17 protein-coding genes are annotated in these 17723 nt (G+C 43.1%); 9 read left to right on the forward strand and 8 right to left on the reverse strand.

What is annotated here, in order from left to right:
• Positions 1-440 precede the first annotated feature (440 nt).
• On the forward strand, positions 441-1334 hold the full coding sequence (gene mtnP, locus CXF60_RS13630) for an S-methyl-5'-thioadenosine phosphorylase (protein ID WP_102092357.1): 894 nt from the start codon (positions 441-443) through the stop codon (positions 1332-1334).
• 158 nt (positions 1335-1492) lie between these two features.
• Here mtnP and CXF60_RS13635 read toward each other — a convergent pair whose 3' ends face one another.
• The 6 genes from CXF60_RS13635 to CXF60_RS13660 form a co-directional block, all read right to left on the reverse strand.
• The gene (locus tag CXF60_RS13635) at positions 1493-2536 is read right to left on the reverse strand and encodes a methyltransferase domain-containing protein (RefSeq protein ID WP_102092358.1); all 1044 of its coding nucleotides are present in this window, start codon (positions 2534-2536) and stop codon (positions 1493-1495) included.
• A gap of 123 nt (positions 2537-2659) precedes the next feature.
• A complete protein-coding gene (locus CXF60_RS13640; RefSeq protein WP_102092359.1) occupies positions 2660-3307 on the reverse strand; it encodes a TIGR04282 family arsenosugar biosynthesis glycosyltransferase in 648 nt (215 codons plus the stop codon).
• Positions 3308-3390: 83 nt separating this feature from the next.
• A complete protein-coding gene (locus CXF60_RS13645; RefSeq protein WP_228707150.1) occupies positions 3391-4095 on the reverse strand; it encodes a TIGR04283 family arsenosugar biosynthesis glycosyltransferase in 705 nt (234 codons plus the stop codon).
• 45 nt (positions 4096-4140) lie between these two features.
• Positions 4141-4962, reverse strand: coding sequence for a DUF547 domain-containing protein (locus CXF60_RS13650; RefSeq protein WP_102092360.1), 822 nt, complete (start codon positions 4960-4962; stop codon positions 4141-4143).
• A gap of 93 nt (positions 4963-5055) precedes the next feature.
• Positions 5056-6048: an arsenosugar biosynthesis radical SAM (seleno)protein ArsS gene (gene arsS / locus CXF60_RS13655; RefSeq protein WP_102092361.1), complete on the reverse strand. Its 993-nt coding sequence runs from the start codon at positions 6046-6048 to the stop codon at positions 5056-5058.
• A gap of 250 nt (positions 6049-6298) precedes the next feature.
• On the reverse strand, positions 6299-7489 hold the full coding sequence (locus tag CXF60_RS13660; RefSeq protein WP_102092362.1) for an FAD-dependent oxidoreductase: 1191 nt from the start codon (positions 7487-7489) through the stop codon (positions 6299-6301).
• A gap of 368 nt (positions 7490-7857) precedes the next feature.
• On the opposite strand from CXF60_RS13660, the gene CXF60_RS13665 reads away from it, so the two are divergent.
• The 6 genes from CXF60_RS13665 to CXF60_RS13695 all read left to right on the forward strand — a co-directional run bounded on the left by CXF60_RS13665 (position 7858) and on the right by CXF60_RS13695 (position 13509).
• Positions 7858-8814, forward strand: a complete 957-nt coding sequence (locus CXF60_RS13665; protein WP_102092363.1) for an alpha/beta fold hydrolase — start codon at positions 7858-7860, stop codon at positions 8812-8814.
• Positions 8815-9038: 224 nt separating this feature from the next.
• Positions 9039-9860, forward strand: coding sequence for a 2,3,4,5-tetrahydropyridine-2,6-dicarboxylate N-succinyltransferase (gene dapD, locus CXF60_RS13670; protein WP_057760881.1), 822 nt, complete (start codon positions 9039-9041; stop codon positions 9858-9860).
• A 225-nt stretch (positions 9861-10085) separates the two neighbouring features.
• Positions 10086-10817, forward strand: a complete 732-nt coding sequence (gene queE, locus CXF60_RS13680; RefSeq protein ID WP_102092365.1) for a 7-carboxy-7-deazaguanine synthase QueE — start codon at positions 10086-10088, stop codon at positions 10815-10817.
• 61 nt (positions 10818-10878) lie between these two features.
• On the forward strand, positions 10879-12036 hold the full coding sequence (locus CXF60_RS13685; protein WP_102092366.1) for a multidrug resistance efflux transporter family protein: 1158 nt from the start codon (positions 10879-10881) through the stop codon (positions 12034-12036).
• Positions 12037-12136: 100 nt separating this feature from the next.
• Positions 12137-12772 (forward strand): trimeric intracellular cation channel family protein, encoded by a 636-nt coding sequence (locus tag CXF60_RS13690; protein WP_102092367.1) that lies wholly within the window; start codon positions 12137-12139, stop codon positions 12770-12772.
• 71 nt (positions 12773-12843) lie between these two features.
• The gene (locus tag CXF60_RS13695) at positions 12844-13509 is read left to right on the forward strand and encodes a trimeric intracellular cation channel family protein (protein ID WP_057760888.1); all 666 of its coding nucleotides are present in this window, start codon (positions 12844-12846) and stop codon (positions 13507-13509) included.
• Between the two features lie 82 nt (positions 13510-13591).
• On the opposite strand, the gene recJ is transcribed toward CXF60_RS13695, so the two are convergent.
• Positions 13592-15430: a single-stranded-DNA-specific exonuclease RecJ gene (recJ, locus tag CXF60_RS13700; protein WP_102092368.1), complete on the reverse strand. Its 1839-nt coding sequence runs from the start codon at positions 15428-15430 to the stop codon at positions 13592-13594.
• A 317-nt stretch (positions 15431-15747) separates the two neighbouring features.
• Between recJ and CXF60_RS13705 the strand changes: the two genes are divergently transcribed.
• Both CXF60_RS13705 and CXF60_RS13710 read left to right on the forward strand, forming a co-directional pair.
• Complete coding sequence (locus CXF60_RS13705; RefSeq protein WP_057760892.1) at positions 15748-16263, forward strand: hypothetical protein; 516 nt, start codon at positions 15748-15750, stop codon at positions 16261-16263.
• Between the two features lie 184 nt (positions 16264-16447).
• Entirely contained in the window at positions 16448-16837 is a 390-nt protein-coding gene (locus CXF60_RS13710) for a hypothetical protein (RefSeq protein WP_101206414.1), read from the forward strand.
• A gap of 270 nt (positions 16838-17107) precedes the next feature.
• Here the strand turns inward: CXF60_RS13710 and CXF60_RS13715 are convergent, their stop codons facing one another.
• Entirely contained in the window at positions 17108-17485 is a 378-nt protein-coding gene (locus tag CXF60_RS13715; RefSeq protein ID WP_101206413.1) for a hypothetical protein, read from the reverse strand.
• Positions 17486-17723: the final 238 nt, after the last annotated feature.

The raw sequence follows: 17723 nt of genomic DNA on the forward strand, positions 1-17723 counted from the left end.
TCCGTATTTATACATAAATACGTTACAGACGAGTAATAATATAGTAATTCTGTCAATAAATAAACCTTAGCTTACTTTCTCTTTTTCTTTCAATACCTTATATTTAAAGCTATTAGAGAAAATATAGGCTATTCATTAATTGTACTAATATATATTTATGTTTTGCTATGCGAAACAAAGTTCCATTTAATAAATATTAAAACAAAAATTGTCGCTATTGTAAACCTTTATCGATATCTGGAAAATATTGTCATATCGCATTATTTCTTAGGAATTTTTAGATATAGCAAATTAATGAGAATTCTCTATTTATAACTATCTCGATTTATAACTATAAGGGCAAAAGTTCTGCTATATTTTATCTGAGCTATTTTTTGGTTCAGGATATTACATGGCACTAGTCTGTGTCTCTCTTTTATTAACCCATTCGGATAGTCCTTATGACAATACCCCACACGGAAGTACTGGCAACGTTATCTGCTGATATTGCTATCATCGGTGGTAGCGGTCTCTACCAAATGTCATCACTGACCAACAAACGCAGTGTGACAATACAGACGCCTTATGGCAGTCCATCTGATGATATTGTCTTAGGTGAGCTTGAGGGAGTGACAGTCGCATTTCTGACACGGCATGGTCAGGGCCACAGACTGACCCCGTCTGAAGTGCCTTATCGAGCCAATATCTATGCGCTAAAAACGCTTGGGGTACGCTATATCGTATCCGTATCAGCAGTTGGCTCATTGCAAGCGCATCTTAAGCCATTAGACATGGTCATTCCAGATCAAATGATTGATATGACTAAGCAGCGAGCGAGTACTTTCTTTGGCGAAGGTGCCGTCGCTCATGTGTCGATGGCAGACCCACTATGCCCTGTCCTAGCAGACATCTTGACGCGCGCTTGTGACCAAGCAAATATTGTAGAAGGTACCAACCATTCTAAAGCAACTTATGTCTGCATCGAAGGGCCTCAATTCTCAACTCGGGCAGAGTCAGAATGGTATCGTCAGATGCAGGCAGATATCATTGGCATGACCAATATGCCAGAAGCCAAGTTGGCTCGTGAAGCCAGTATTGCTTATGCCACCTTAGCTCTGGTGACGGATTTTGATTGTTGGCATCCGACGGAAGAAGCCGTCAGTGCCGACTATGCGATAAAAAACCTAATGAAAAATGCGGATAATGCTCAAAAAGTGATACGGGAAGCTGTTGCTTTGATTGCCGCTGAGCTGCCTGAGTCAATCGCTCACAATGCTCTTGCACAAGCATTAGTCACACCTATAGATGCGATGGACGAACATACCAAGATCAGACTGGCCGCCTTGCTAGCGTAATCTTGATACTTACTCTCCATCTTAAACTGACTGCTGCTAATCGGTTTAGTCTTAATCTGACTTCAATCAAGTCAAAAAAGGCCATTAACTAAAATAATGGCCTTTTCTATAATTTAGCATGTATATTCGAAATTTATACTAAATACATCACTTTGATATCAGCAACAACCGCCCAAGCCAGTTGCCAGCACCATAGGTTGAGTAAATGGCATTAACTCACCGCAGCCCGCAAAAATACCGTAGTGACGACTGTAATCACCGATAAACTCAAAATGCGGCGCAAAGCGTGATTCTTGCAGCATGCGAAACGTATTGCCACATACTGGGAATACCCGACCAGCTTCGATAGCATGATGTTTATCTAAATCAAACCGATGCGGGGACTGCTCGATAGTTCCTTTATATATCACCGCTTGTCCGTGATCTTCGCAAGCATCCTCAAGCGAGTCGATTTTAAATAAGCGGTAAGTTGCAGAGAAAAACTGGATATCACCAATTTTGGCCGCCAAAGTAGGATCTGTAATCTCAAGTGGACGATCTTCAACCAAACGTACGTCTAAGAAACCTGCATCTCGTGACAAACGGTTAAAATCCTTCCAATACAATGCACCGCTCAAACACTCTCCATATAAGACTGGGTCATCGATTAAGTGTTGCGGGATACGGCGATCGGCATAGACATCAGAAAAATAAAACTCCCCACCAGGTTTCAGCAAACGCTGTACACTGGCCATAACCGCGGCTTTATCTGGTGATAAATTGATAACGCAATTGGAGACGATAATATCAAAGCTATTAGCCTCAAGGTCTAGTTCATCTAGTTTCTCGATATAGCCGTGCAAAAATGTCACATTATCATAGCCAAACTTATCGACATGATAGGCTTGATGCTGTTTGGCAACGGCTAGCTGCTCATCGGTCATATCAACACCGACTACGTGCCCACTCTCACCAACCAGTTGTGCTAGTGCATAGACATCTCGGCCTGAGCCACTACCCAAGTCTAAAATTCGGCAGCCTTCAAGCAGTGCTGGACATACCAGACCACAGCCATAATAGCGATTCAATACTTCATCGTGAATATTTGCGAGTAATGGCTTGAGCCACTCAGGCATATTGCTGATATCACAACACGCTGAAGTCTTTAAATCATCGGTACTCTGTAACTCTTTGCCATAGTAATTTTGCACAACGTCATGCATAACAATATCCTTATTGAATGTGCCATCCAGTTAAAAGTCTTAGTAAATCATCTTAGAATATGCAACTACGTTAGTGAATTTACTGACCTAGTTATCAATTATCCGTTATCAGCTATTATCGACCTAAATATTGACGTGAGAATCTAGCCAGCTTGATGGCAAATGCTTTAGATCTGTAGGCTCATCAATATCATGTAAAGGGTCAAATAGTGCCAGTGTCCAACCTAATGCCGCCATGCGCTGCTTGGTGACAGCGGCTACACTAACCGTACTCCAAACAATGTCCGAAAACAGGCTGTCATCAACTTGTCTAAACCCTAACAGCACATAACCACCATCAGTCGCTGGAATCATAACCGCATCGTGCTGGTTTAGCTGCTGTACCGCTGTCTGAATACGTTCTGTCGTAAGACTAGGGCAATCCGTACCAATTAACACAACCTTATCAAAACGCTCCAATGCGCACTGACTGGCTATCAACATACGAAAACCCAAATCTCCGTCGGCCTGCGTAGACCAACGCAGTGGGTTGGGCAAATTAAGCGCCTGCCAGCATGGATCTGTTGGTGTTGGACTCACACATAGCTCAACGGAAAAGCCCGTATCAATGGTCTGCTCAATACTATGCAGTAATAGTTGCCTTGCCATACGTGCAGCGCCATCTATACCCAGTGCTGGCTGTAAGCGGGTTTTTGCCTTATTGGGTGCTGGATATTTTGCAAACAGAATGATGCAGGTATCTTGCTGTTTTGCAGATGAATCAGCTGTCACTTAATGGTCTCTCAATTAGTCAAATGTACAAGGACGAACCCTTTCTTATTTTGTCTATCATATTTATAAACCAAACAATCTCACTAGTTATAGTAGCGTTGCTTTAAGACGCTATGCGATACGCCGCGCCAATAATCAAAGCGTAAGTGCCACATCAAGAAAATCGTCCGCCATGTACCATGCTGCTGCCAACGCCGCGCAGATGTTATGACTTTACTTTTTAGACAAGCTGGACGAGAAATTTTCTTTAGCCGTTTACAGAGCTCAACATCTTCCATCAATGGCTGATCAGGATAGCCACCAATCTGCTCGAACACGGACTTTTTGATAAATATTGCTTGATCACCAGTGGCTATACTGACTAGACGTGAGCGCTGGTTTATCATTAACCCGACCATGCTTAACAATGGATTATGGCTGTCTAAACGGACATCAAAACGTCCCCAATCGTACTGAGCTACTGCCTGCTGAACGTTATCTATCGCGTCAGCTGGCAGCTCGGTATCAGCATGTAAAAATAGCAACACATCACCTGTTGCCAACATAGCGCCCGCATTCATCTGCTGTGCACGCCCTACCGTAGATTCGATAACATGCCAATCAATAACTGATTGAGCAATCTCTGTACTTGTGAGCATCTCTTTGGCGACAGTAACCGAACCATCCACTGAGCCACCATCGACCAATATCACTTGCTGCGGTGCCGGATCGAGATGGACAATATGAGCAATAAGCTCAGGCAAGTTGTTCGCTTCATTTAATAATGGAACAATAATTGATAGGTTCAATGGATATACCGTCACGTCAATCAACTAGTAAGATTAAAAACTGGCTTATTTCTTATTCAAATTCCAGTTGTAATCGGTATAGCTTATTTTTATCTTGCCTTGTTTGAGATCCGCTGTCTGAGCTTTACTCAATCCTAATGACGAGCTATAACGACCTAGAAACCCTGCTAAATCTTTTGTGCCACGCCAATTGGTTGCAAAGTCTTCTTTATACCATTTAAAAATTGGTGACACTCTTAGCGTATCGCCTTTGAGACTGTTGCGGCTACTGTCTGCTAAAAACTTAGACGTTGCTTGCTCTAATTGATTGTCTAATCGCTTGCCGGTAAAGGCATCATCTTGCAATGCAGGGCAACCGATACTGGCACAATTGACTGCAAAGTGAATGCGCGGATCGTTGTAGCGTTTAGAACCACGAATCAGGTTATGCTCGATATCATCAAGTGAGCGCGTCTTACCAAGTAGCGAAACAAACTCTTGCTTCCATGGTGACCCAAACAGTCCGCCAATATCTTTGATAGATTTAACGTTTGGATATTTCGTCAATACCAAATCTACCGTACCAGCGTTATAAACGTTGATTAAAAATGCCAACTGCTCATTTTTACTCCAACGATTAAACTCTGATTGAGATACCTTGCTCGTCGCTTCTAGATAGCTTGTCAGCTTACTTTGATCTGCTTTCATACCAGCATAATTGACTACTGAAGCTTTGCCACCGTTGGTCATGGTCACATGCTTATTTAATAAGCTATCCCAGCTCTGATGGTTGAAGTCAGCATGAGCAGCCACGCTTGCTAATAAAATAGTCGTAGCAATCACTGGTTGGGCGAAAAATGTCTTCGCTGAAAAGTTAGATACTGACATAAGGCTTACTCCGTTTATACTGATTGTTTTTTATCTATACCAAAAGTACTTATATTGAACGTACTTATATTAAAAGCACTTACATTAGAACGGCTAAGGCGTGTCTGCTAGCACTGGCTCTACTGCCTCTTCTTCTAACGCGCCGCCACAACTACTGCCCTGTCCTGCTGTACAGCCATAGCAGTGGTCAGCAATGGCGATGTCATCACCAGAAGGGTTTTGCGTTAACAAATCACTTAGGTGTCGCCGTGACTTGTTTGGGACAGGAATCTCTAACTGCTGATTGAAATCACAATCAAATAACTCACCCAACCAATTGACACTAATGGTCGAACGGCACATGACCTCGGCTAAATTGGCAGCCATATAATTAGCTTTGAGCAAATCCATATACGGGTGGAACTGTTTTTTTGCCAATAGCACCGCACCAAACCGCTGAATCGGCATGTTTGTTAGGGCAAATAAATGATTAAACTCGATATCAAAGTGTACTTTTAGCTCACGCTTGTAATCTGCTTCAAGCTGCTGTTGATTGGGCGGCAGCGTCGCACCTTGTGGGTTGTAGACCAAGTTTAATGTTAAATTTGAATCAGGCTTGCCGTACCCCAACTGATTGAGCTTCTGCAATCCCAATATACTGTCGTCAAACGCGCCTTTACCGCGCTGCTTATCTACATTTTCTAGGGAATAGCAAGGCAAAGAAGCCACCACTTCCACTTGGTTGTCTGCTAAAAACTGCGCCATATCCTCATAACCCTCTTCCATAAGAATGGTCAGGTTACAGCGGTCTATCACTTTGACGCCTAATGCCCGAGCGGCCTTGACCAAATACTTAAAATCCTCATGCATCTCAGGCGCACCGCCCGTCAAATCAAGCGTATCGATATTTTGTGCTTGCAATACTTCTGGTATCAGCTCAACCAATTCACGCGACATCATCTCGGTACGATAAGGGCTGGCAGCCACATGACAATGTACGCAGGACATATTGCATAAGTAGCCCATATTAACTTGCAATATGGTCAGTTGACGACGTTTTATCGCTGGAAAATCCGTATGCTCAAGTAGCTCGATAGTTGATTTCATGGTGGTCTAAAATCCTGTTAGCAGTACAACTAAAAAAGGATAGCAACGTAAAATTAAAGATTAGAAAACACAGATAGCGCATTGCTTTTACTGTTTATTTTTAATATTTACAACGTAAAACCTGATTGCTTACTTTACGGTTTATCTAATCAATCATACCTGATTATGAATACGCATTGATGACTAATCATATGGATTTTATGGTTTATTCTAAATGAGCATTAACCTTCGTTAGTTCTTATCAGCTTCGTCAATTCTTATTAACTTCGATAAAACGCTTATCGATATACTTCTTGAGATGCCATACCCAGCGGCCTTGTAGGTTTACATTACCCCAACTACCAATGGCGTATTTGTCACCGCAAGACAGCAGATATAGCGTGCGTGATTTTGGCTGATAACTCCTCATTACGTTGTCACCCAGATAGGCCAATAGATTATCGGCTTCGACAGCACCACCATGCACCGAGTGAACCCCCGAGTGCGCCACGTATTTATCGATTCGTGTCGCTACATCACCAACCGCAAACACATTAGAATGAGAGACGCTCTGTTGCTTATCGTTTACCGCGACAAACCCATCACCTTCTATATCCAAATCCGTAGAAGCTGTCCATGCCGACCCTATGACGCCAGTCGCAGCGATGACAGCATTGATGGGCAATGATTTATGGGTGGTCGATAATTTGCCATCACGATAATCGGTCGCTCGTTCTCGAATTATCGTAATGCCATGGCGATGTAACTGCTGAACAACTCGGTGACGAAAGCCTGAGTTAAACCCTGACAATAGATTCTCACCGCATACTAATGTCACCTGATGATTACGATTGATGTTCCGTAGCGCGACTTGGGCTGCCATCACCAATTCTATGGCCGCAGCACCTGCTCCGATAATAGCCAATTGATACTTTTCAGACTGCTGAGCGGCCTTTAGAATCCGCTGCCATTGAGTGATAAATGTTGATAATGGTCGTATGGCAATCACGTTAGTATTAGCAGCGCCAGTATTGTTATCGTCATTATCGCTTCTGTACTCGTTGTAGCTATTGTGGTCAGGTTGCCAACGCATGTCTGTATCTGCGCCCGTATTTAGAGACAACACATCGTAGTCAAAATCCGTTTGTTCATCGCCAGTCGTAACCACCTTGTTTGACGCTGCGTTTACTTTTACAAGCGACTGCTGAATGAATCTCACACCTGCTCGCACACAAAGCGATTTGATATCGATACTGATATCATGTAACTGATAATGCCCTGCCATCCAACCTGGTAACATGCCAGAATAGATGGTTTGCGGTTGTTCACTAATTAAATGAATGTCTGCCTCTATCGTATCGGCGTCCTTTAAACGCGCGGCGCTAAGTCGACGCAACATACCAATATGAGCATGACCTGCGCCTGCCAATAGTAGTGTCTTTTTCGATGAAAATTTCGTCATAGATGATTTTATCAAGGCGGTTAGTTGCTGTTAATATTTGATGGAATATTGATTGATATAAATGACTTTAAAAACTCATTTAAAAGTATCATATAAATAAGACCAGTCTGTTGCGGGCAAACAGTAAGAGCGTAAATGGCTTATGTGGTTTATACAGACTCAGCGATAGTCACTGCTTTAACCGTTATTGTTAGAGCGATACCTTGTATAACTGAATTAAAATCATAAAATAAGGTGAAATTATTTATCATCGCCCAGTACAATAGGACAGTATAAGAGCCGCAGGATAAATTGCGCTACTTGACTCATTATTTGAGAAATATCGTCAAAACCGTTAATGAAAATTATAAGTAATCAAGGAACATTACATGAGTACCAATATCGATACCAGTAACGATCACATTTTGTCTTCTGACAATATTCACTACTTGCACCATGACTTTTTTGAACCAAGTAGCAAAGACGTCGAGATTAGCGCAACTTTACTGATTGTGCATGGCATGGCAGAGCACAGCGGTCGCTATAGCGATTTTGCACAGTTTTTGGCAGACAATGGTATCGCTGTGGCGACTTACGATCATTTGGGTCATGGACAGACTATCAAGACTGAGGCCGATCTTGGGTTTTTTGGTGAAGAGCATCCGGTACAGTCGCTACTAAAAGACGTGATAGTCATGGCCGATAGCTTAAAAGACCGTCATCCAGACGTTCCGCATTTTGTGATGGGTCACTCGATGGGCTCGTTTATCGTGCGCAATGTACTCAAGCATCATGCGCATAATTTCACAGGTGCTATCCTAATGGGTTCAGCAGACGCCAACCCACTGGCCAAGGTTTTATTACCTATTAACAAGCTACTGGCCAGAGTCGCCCCAAGACAACCGAATACTGTTTTTGCCAAGGTGATGAATAAAGTCCTTAACAGCCAACTATCTGATCGCAATTCGTCCTCACAGTTTGCATGGCTCAGTGAAAATACCGCAAACATTGAAGCCTATGAAGCCGATCCTAAGACTGGTTTTGACTTTACCAATAATGGCTTTATGACATTGTTTACGCTCATGGATACTGGACTAAACAAAAATTGGGCTACCACTATTGCCAAAAACTTCCCGATGCTGTTTATCAGCGGTGAAGATGATCCGATTGGTGAAATGGGTCGCGGTATACGTAGGGTTGTCACGCGTCTGGACAAGCGTCATTTCAGTCATGTCGATATTCAGCTGTATCCTAATATGCGCCATGAAGTGCTGCACGAAAAGGATAAGCAGACCGTTTATCAAGATATTTTAGAGTGGATAGAGACCAACACGACAGACGATTAAATCATGATAAATGAGTTGTTTTGAGAGGATACCTGAAAACAACTCATTCAATATTGTCACAATAAGACCCTCAACGTGTTTGCTAAAAGTGGTCAAATTAGCGACAATACGGCAAGCAAGTTTTTGGACCAAGCCATACTTTGAATTTTCTTTAGGCTGGGTCATATAAGTCTTTAACCATAACATTAAGATCACCCTCCCTTTCATTCATTTTAGGAACCTTTATGTCATTACAACAAACCATCGAACAAGCATTTGAAAATCGCAACGAATACAGCCCAGCCAATATGCCACAAGACGTGCGCGATGCTATCAACCAAGTACTTGAGCAACTAGATAACGGTAGCCTGCGCGTAGCAGAAAAGAAAGATGGCGAATGGGTTGTCAATCAGTGGGCCAAAAAAGCCGTACTATTGTCTTTCCGTCTAAACGACAACTACGTCCAAGCTGCTGGCGAACACGTACAGTTCTATGACAAAGTACCGACTAAATTTGCTAACTGGACTGAAGCACAGTTTAAAGAAGCAGGCGTACGCGTTGTACCACCAGCTGTTGCTCGTAGAGGTTCATTCATCGCAGCAGGCGCAGTATTGATGCCGTCATACGTCAACATCGGTGCCTATGTCGATCAAGGCGCGATGGTTGATACCTGGGCGACTGTTGGTTCATGTGCTCAAATCGGTAAAAACGTGCATCTATCAGGCGGCGTTGGCATCGGCGGTGTATTAGAGCCATTGCAAGCAAACCCTACTATCATCGAAGACAACTGCTTCATCGGTGCACGCTCTGAAATCGTTGAAGGCGTTATCGTTGAAGAAGGCGCTGTCATCTCTATGGGTGTCTATATCGGTCAATCGACGCGCATCTATGATCGCGAAACTGGCGAGATTCATCGTGGCCGTGTACCAGCAGGTTCTGTTGTCGTACCAGGTAGCTTACCGTCAGAAGATGGCACGCACAGCTTGTACGCTGCCATCATCGTGAAAAAAGTTGACGCGCAAACTCGTGCAAAAACATCAGTAAACGAGCTATTACGCCTAGCCTAAATATTTGGCAAGTACCGTTGTTTATTGAATAATATTGTTTTATATGAAGATGCTGGGGGATGACTCCAGCATCTTTTTTGCAGCTTAATATAACGCGTTACGTTATAATCCTCTTTTAGTTTGTCTTTATACAAACACAAAATCATTCGTATCATCCTCTGCCTTTTTATTACGATTGATAAGCGCTTCATCGCCTTATCGACCTTCAACTGTATTTGAAATATTATGAGTGAATCATCATTACGCACCGCCACTATCCCTGTCACTGACCCTGAAGCAGGGTTGCGTCTGACTGAGATTTTTTATTCCTTACAAGGTGAGGCAATCACCTCAGGCTTGCCGACGATATTTGTACGTCTAACAGGCTGTCCGCTGCGCTGCGTCTATTGTGATACCGAATATGCTTTTACTGGCGGCGAACGTCAATCATTAGAAACCATCATAGAAACCATCAAAGGTTATCCGTGCAAGCGCATCTGTCTGACTGGTGGTGAACCATTAGCACAGCCAAATGCCATTGAGTTGATGAAACGTTTGCTGAGCGATGGGTATGAGATATCCCTTGAGACCGCAGGCGCACTCACGGTAGAAAACGTGCCAGCAGCAGTCAGTAAGGTAATGGATCTCAAAACGCCAAGCTCAGGCGAAGTCGATAAAAATCTATGGTCAAACCTCGACTATCTCACTCAGCATGACCAAATCAAGTTTGTCATTATGAATCGTACAGATTACGACTGGGCAAAAGCTAAATTGACCGAGTATAAGCTAAACGAACTGGTCGGCACGGTGTGGTTCTCTCCAATGTTTAACGTCGCAGATGATGTCGATGAACAGCTCAGCCCTGAAGTACCTGTATTGGCGCGCGAGCTAGCAGAATGGATGTTGGCTGATGCCTTGCCAGTTCGCTTTCAGCTGCAATTGCACAAAATCATTTGGGCAGATGCCAAAGGCAAGTAACTATCAGCAAGTAACAAACAGAAAGTGTGAACACGTTGAGTGCCATGGATAAGGTAGCGGTATGATCAAACTCATTTTATTGGGCTTGTTAGCAGGTGCATTTTTTAGCTCGACATTTATCTTAAATGAGCTTATGAGTAGCGCAGGTGGACATTGGTTTTGGTCAGCGAGTCTACGCTATGTCTTTATGCTGTTGATTATTACTGCCATTATTGCGATGCAACATGGCTTTAGTCGTGTTAAAGCGCTAATGAGAATTTTTCTTCAGCATTGGGGCTTTTGGTGCATTACTGGCAGTATTGGGTTTGGACTGTTTTATACTGGTATTTGCTATGCCGCAGATCATGTTGCGGGATGGGTAGTAGCAGCTACCTTTATGTTTACCGTCGTCACCAGTTTGCTTGTGCTATTGGCATTTGGTCAACGTTTTGACAAAAAATTCATCGTATATGCTGTCATTGTCTTTATCGGTGTGGCGCTCGTCAATATCAGTGAAGGTCTGCATGCTGCTTCTATAACCGACACCGTCCCCATGTCTGACATGCTGCTGTACGGTGCGCTACCCGCTCTTATCGCCGCTTTTAGCTACCCAATTGGTAACCAGCTGGTTTGGCAGGCTTCTCATAATGCCCGCCAGCGCAATACTGAATTGCAGAAGGCAGCAGAGTTTAACGATCAACGAGCTAGCATCAGTATTGGTATTGATATCAGTGAGCAGAATGAACCACTCATATCCGAAGCTTATGATTTGCCAGCTACGACATATGATGCTACCGATATTGATAGCGTACTTCAAAGTAACAACACTGCGGCAACCTCATCCCTACAAAATCTAATTGCTCGTATTCCTTCTATCGAAACCACGCTACTGCAAAATGCCTTTAACAAAGTGTGGCTAATGACTCTTGGGTGTTTGCCATTTTGGCTGTTTTTGGGCATTATAGTGCGCCCTGACCAGCCCCACGCCTCACAAATAATCAATACGTTGCTCGTTGCTCTATTAGCAGGCGTGGCAGCGACCACTATATTTTTGTATGCGCGCGAGCAAGCTGTTACTTCAAGCGAGGTTGCAGGCGTTGACTCAACCCAAGCCAGTGAAGTTATCTTTGCTTTGATTGGGGGTATATTATTATTAGATAACGCCATACCTTCGGCGATGGGACTGGTCGGTATAGGGCTGATTATTGTAGGACTGATATTATTTGCAAAAGATGGCTAAATGGCACTGTAACACTACACCTCTTTCGTCAAATTTATGCATTGAATAGCCACCTAAAAAACACCTATCACTTTGATGATCTCGATTTGGCAATATAACCATGGGTAATGCTTTGATTTTTCCTGATATTCTATTATATTTATTGGACATGGTTGGCATTATTGCCTGCGCGATTGCAGGGACTTTGCTTGCGCAGCATAAAGGCTTTGATATTGCTGGTTGTATCTTGGTAGCGATGGTCAATGCCATCGGCGGTGGTACTTTACGTGATATGGCTCTCGACCGTCATCCTCTATTTTGGATGACTGATCTTAATTACGTGATCGTTATCACGGTGACATCTCTTATCTTACAAATATTCTTTCACCTTTATAATAAGATTGATAATGCGTTGAAACTCTTTGATGCCATTGGGCTGGCCGCTTTTAGTGTCATTGGTTTTAAGGTGGCCTTAACCCTAGACATGTCTCCCCTTATTGCTATTATGATGGGTGTTTGGACCGCCATTATCGGTGGTTTGCTACGTGATATCATTTGTAATGAGATTCCGCTAGTGTTACAGCGTGAGATTTATATTACTGCCAGTATCGCAGGGTCGGTGACCTATTTATGCTTACAGTATTTTGGAGTCGGTGCCAGTCTCAACGAATTTATTATGCTGTTTGTCATCTTTGCAGTACGTATGCTCGCGCTCAGATTCGACTGGCATCTGCCTTCTATTCGACTCGTAAACTGATTAATTGAGCAAGACTCTGCTGAGATAGCCTTTGTTTGACTGACAATAATTGAAAATAGTGAGAACTGCCCATGTTGGCTATCGTATTGGACCCTACCGTACTGATCACTACTTTTGACCCGCGCTCTTTGATATATTTCTTCGATATGATTGGCATTATCGCCTGTAGCGTTTCGGGCACGATACTTGCCAAGCACAAAAACTTCGACGTCTTCGGCTGTCTTCTCGTGTCTATTGTCACTGCTATCGGCGGCGGCACGGTACGTGATGTCATTCTCGATCGCCATCCGTTATTTTGGATGGTAGATATGAGCTATCTGACCCTTATTACGATTTCATCGCTAGCGATGCAGATATTTTTTCATCCAAACTCTAGACGAGTGGATAAGTTCCTCAAGCTTTCTGACACCATTGGTCTGTCAGCATTTACACTGATCGGTATCAAAGTCGCTGACAGTATGGGCGCCAATGTGCCTGTAGCGCTATTATTAGGTGTAATTACTATCGTGGTTGGTGGCATCATTCGCGATATGATTTGCAATGAGATTCCATTGGTACTACAGCAAGAGATTTATATCACCGCAGCGTTGACAGGTGGGGTGCTGTACTTTGCTCTAAAGAATTTAGGCGTGACAGATTGGGTAGCTGACATCTCTACGATGAGTACGATTTTTACTTTGCGTATGCTGGCTATTCGTTACGATTGGCAGTTCCCCACATTAGAGTGGAAATACTAATACTAGGGCGTGTCTTCATTTCAAAAATACCAACGCGCCCATATTTGAGCGCGTTTAGTATTATCGGTTTGACATTGCTACTTTAGCCGTGCTCTACCACAGCCAAATCTTTAACCATCAGCTGTAAGCTTTGCTTGCCATTCCATTCATTGATGTCTAGCTGAAACAACAAATGGACTTGCTTAGCACGGTAATCCCACGCCTCATTATCGAAGTTAAAGCAAATGGCCTCTATCGGATATTGAACGTCTGGATAGCGCAGCGATAATTTAAGATGTTTGTCTTTTAAAATCTTGAAGCTTAATACCTCAAACACACCGTCAAATATCGGTGGCGCAAACCCATGACCCCAGATACTGGCATCGGCTAAATGCTCAGCAAACCATAAGCTAAAGTCACTCGCTTGCAAAGGTCCATCGGTGAATTTTTGCTCTGCAAATACCTCATCATCCATCTGAGCCATCACTTCATTAAAAGCTGTGACAAATGCCTCAAAGTTGCGGCGCTTGAGGGTCAGGCCTGCTGCCATCGCGTGCCCGCCGAAATGACTTATTAAGTCTGGATAACGCTCAGCAACTTGTTCAATCGCATCACGAATATGTACGCCAGCGATAGAACGTGCAGAGCCTTTAATGGCACTATCTTCATCCGTTTGTTCAGTATCTGCTGGCGCAAATACGATACTGGGTAAATAATAGCTTTCTTTTAGACGACCAGCGACAATGCCGATGACTCCTTGATGCCAGTCGTCTTGGTATAAAATAATACTACGCGCGCCTGCATTGCTGGCTTTAGCAGTAGAGACAGCCTGAGTAATTATGTCATCGTTACTGGCATTATCATTGCCATCACCACTCACACTCTCATCGCTATTATCTTTATTAGCCAATGCTTGTACGATACTATCAGCTTGCGCACGCATCTCGCCCTCTACATGACGACGCGTACGGTTCAGCTGTTCAAGCTCTTGTGCCAAACGTTGTGCGGTGCTCCAGTCTTCGGTTAATAAGCATTCGATACCGATGCGCATATTGTCCATGCGCCCAGCTGCATTGATACGTGGGCCTAATACAAAACCAAAATCCTGAGCATGAAGCTGCTTGGGATTACGGCCCGCTTGCTCAAGCAATGCTAATATTCCCATACAGCAGCGGCCTTGATGAATAGCCGATAATCCATGATGTACCAAGATACGGTTGTTTTTATCGAGTACCCCAACGTCTGCAATCGTCCCAAGTGCGACCAAATCCAAATATTGGCTAACCTGTACGGTAGACTTGCCAGCTTCGCGGCGCAGCTTTGCTAAGCGTCCGAGCACATAAAACGCGACTCCAACTCCGACCAGTGCTTTACTGGCAAAGTCACAACCTAGCTGATTGGGATTGACTACCGCTTCCGCAGGTGGCGTCTCTTTGGTCGTGAGATGATGGTCAGTGATAATCACCGTGATACCATCAGCTTGGGCTCGCGCTACCCCTTCATGACTTGAGATGCCATTATCAACCGTCACTATCATATCTGGCTGAAAAGTCTCAATGCCTAACTCGACAATCTCTGGCGTCAGGCCATAACCGTACTTAAAACGATCTGGCACTAGGAAATCAACGACCGCACCCATCTTTGTGAGCGCTCGCATCATTAAGGCCGTACTGGTGGCACCATCACAGTCAAAGTCACCAACGATCAGGATGCGCTGATGCTCATCAATGGCCACATCTAATAAGCGCACGGCTTCTGTGACACCGTGCAGGGCCTCAGCAGGCAATAGACCTGATAGGCTAGTCTCCAGCTCATCAGGCGCAGTGATACCTCGCCCTGCATACAGACGGGCAAGCGTGAATGATTGAGCGGCAAATGGTTGCAGCGCGGCGGGCAACTCGTCGATGCGAGTGCTGGTATAACGGGGGGTTAAATTTAGCATGAGCGTATTCTACTGGCTTTAGTAGAGGGTCACAATGACAATTTATACTACCTCTGTATATCATTAGGCATTGTACAACTTGATGAATAATGCCCATATATTAGTGATAATTGAGACTGCCATTTTTATAGCTTATACAAACCACCTTCATTTAATCACTTACAAAAAAGGTGCACAGTGTGAGCAATTTCATTCATTTTGCTACAAAGCAATGATTGTAAGCCACGCATAAATCCATAAAATAGTAAGCAACTGAAGGATTTGTTATCTATTGAACTTTTTATCATTTATATTTTAATTATTTATAAGGACACTTTATGAAAACCACGCCACTTGCTGAAAAACTTCCAAATACTATCGACCCTAACCTAGACCTTGATAAGGTTAAGAAAGAATGTCAGGGAATGGTAAAAAGACGCGCTAGAGTTTCTGCTGGTGTAGCGGTTGTGCCAGTACCATTTTTTGATGTGGCAGTTGATGCGGGGATGTTGACACAATTGATTCCAGAGATTAGTGAGCGTTTTGGTCTCATTGAAGACCGTCAGTCAGCCATTAATTTGGAATCTCGCGAAGTGCATTGGAGCGCAGTAAAAGACCGTACCGTAGATTTCGCTGGTCTAATGGCAACACGCGGTATCGTCAAAAAAACCATCCAAGGTTTTGGTGGTCGTATCGCTGCCAAACAAGTGACTAAGTTTATTCCACTTGGTGGCCAATTGGTTGCTGCAACTATGGGTTACACGATTTTTAAGAAAATCGCTAATGACCATATCAACGAATGCTATAAATTGGCAAAAGATATCCAGCAAAAAGAACACGGCAAAAACGTATAAATAAGCCAAATAGCTTAGCCTATATCAAGCCAGTTAAGTGATTACTTAGCTGGCTTTTTTGTGGTTTATACAAATAGGTCATAGAGTTCTAAAATAACATGCGCTTGTGGTTAATGATGTCATTGCTAGGTTTTACTGATAATATACAGCTTTATTTATGACAGACACCTTAAAGGACTAACTTATGAAAAAAATCTTGGCTTCAACGATGATGCTAGCGACTTTTGCCTTGGCGGGATGTACCTCAACAGGTACTACAAACAACGGTACAGGTACAGCAATCGGTACCGCAAACGAGATCGGCATGAATGTTTTTAGAGCTGCGATCGACAACCAATGCCGTAGCCAAATTGAAAAACAAAACGCATGGCGTGTTGCAAGCGTCGCTATGACAGAAGCACAGCAAGAATCTGTTAAAACCAATGTTTGTGGCTGTGTGAGTGAGCAAGCGCCACAGCAAGTGACGATTGTTGAGCTGGGCAATGCCGCGATTGACTCTCAGTACCGTACTCAGTTAGTCGCACAAGTCGTCGCCAAATCTCTACAGAGCTGCTATACAAGCTTTGTTCAATAGAACAATTAAGTTATTTATTAGAATAAAAAATAATAAAGAGGGTGCGTTATACATAATGCACCCTTTTTATTGCTAGGGCGTGTCTTCAATTCACTCGATAGTTATCTAAATGGGCTAAAAATAGCTAAATTTTGCCAAACATCGTCAAATCGTTGGTTAATATCCCGATATTATCTGCACCATTTTCCTCGTTTGACGGCAACTTATCTCATTTTTATCACCATTTTTGAAATGAAGACACGCCCTAATAGATTAGTTCAACTAATTAGCCTAAAATTTATTTGTGTCAGATGCTTGAGAAGTTATAGAGGCCGTAAAAGGTAATGATTGGCTACGACGGAAATACTTCGAGGTGCTATCAATAATTTTATCTACTTCCTTAATTAAATCATTAATCACGTCATCGTAAATACCATGATATAGCTCTTTTTCAAATGCTGTAAATGGGTGTTTGCGCGACGCTGAACCCACCTCAGTGACACCGTCTTTACTATAAAAAATATCTACGCGACCATCACTATTCAACACACAATTTAATAGTCCACCTTCAATTTCCATCTCTACGCGTTCTGGCATAAAAATATAGTCATCTACATTGATAAGCTTCTTTTCTACTTCTCGTTTAAAAAATGATTTGATATCAAACATAGGTACATCCCTAACTTTATAATTATAAGATACGTGAGCATGCCGAGCACTGTGACTGTTACCCAGTATTTATCTGCGTGATTAACGGGTCATGCTTTACTCAGTTATCCTATAAGATAGCGTTAGATTATTTAAGGTGCGATATGTAAAACTGCGTTTGATGTTGGTAAAAATGTGCGCTTAACTCTGGCTTCAATACAGTTCCAACAACCGAAATAAACACAACAAAAAAAAGCTG

The organism is Psychrobacter sp. 4Bb (genome assembly GCF_002836735.1).
Classification (GTDB): Bacteria; Pseudomonadota; Gammaproteobacteria; order Pseudomonadales; family Moraxellaceae; genus Psychrobacter.

Coding starts and splice junctions, on each gene's coding strand:
- mtnP (WP_102092357.1), top strand. CDS start 441: ATGACAATACCCCACACGGAAGTACTGGCAACGTTATCTGCTGATATT.
- CXF60_RS13665 (WP_102092363.1), top strand. CDS start 7,858: ATGAGTACCAATATCGATACCAGTAACGATCACATTTTGTCTTCTGAC.
- CXF60_RS13690 (WP_102092367.1), top strand. CDS start 12,137: ATGGGTAATGCTTTGATTTTTCCTGATATTCTATTATATTTATTGGAC.
- recJ (WP_102092368.1), bottom strand. CDS start 15,430: ATGCTAAATTTAACCCCCCGTTATACCAGCACTCGCATCGACGAGTTG.
- CXF60_RS13710 (WP_101206414.1), top strand. CDS start 16,448: ATGAAAAAAATCTTGGCTTCAACGATGATGCTAGCGACTTTTGCCTTG.
- CXF60_RS13635 (WP_102092358.1), bottom strand. CDS start 2,536: ATGCATGACGTTGTGCAAAATTACTATGGCAAAGAGTTACAGAGTACC.
- queE (WP_102092365.1), top strand. CDS start 10,086: ATGAGTGAATCATCATTACGCACCGCCACTATCCCTGTCACTGACCCT.
- CXF60_RS13650 (WP_102092360.1), bottom strand. CDS start 4,962: ATGTCAGTATCTAACTTTTCAGCGAAGACATTTTTCGCCCAACCAGTG.
- CXF60_RS13715 (WP_101206413.1), bottom strand. CDS start 17,485: ATGTTTGATATCAAATCATTTTTTAAACGAGAAGTAGAAAAGAAGCTT.
- arsS (WP_102092361.1), bottom strand. CDS start 6,048: ATGAAATCAACTATCGAGCTACTTGAGCATACGGATTTTCCAGCGATA.
- CXF60_RS13660 (WP_102092362.1), bottom strand. CDS start 7,489: ATGACGAAATTTTCATCGAAAAAGACACTACTATTGGCAGGCGCAGGT.
- CXF60_RS13695 (WP_057760888.1), top strand. CDS start 12,844: ATGTTGGCTATCGTATTGGACCCTACCGTACTGATCACTACTTTTGAC.
- dapD (WP_057760881.1), top strand. CDS start 9,039: ATGTCATTACAACAAACCATCGAACAAGCATTTGAAAATCGCAACGAA.
- CXF60_RS13705 (WP_057760892.1), top strand. CDS start 15,748: ATGAAAACCACGCCACTTGCTGAAAAACTTCCAAATACTATCGACCCT.
- CXF60_RS13685 (WP_102092366.1), top strand. CDS start 10,879: ATGATCAAACTCATTTTATTGGGCTTGTTAGCAGGTGCATTTTTTAGC.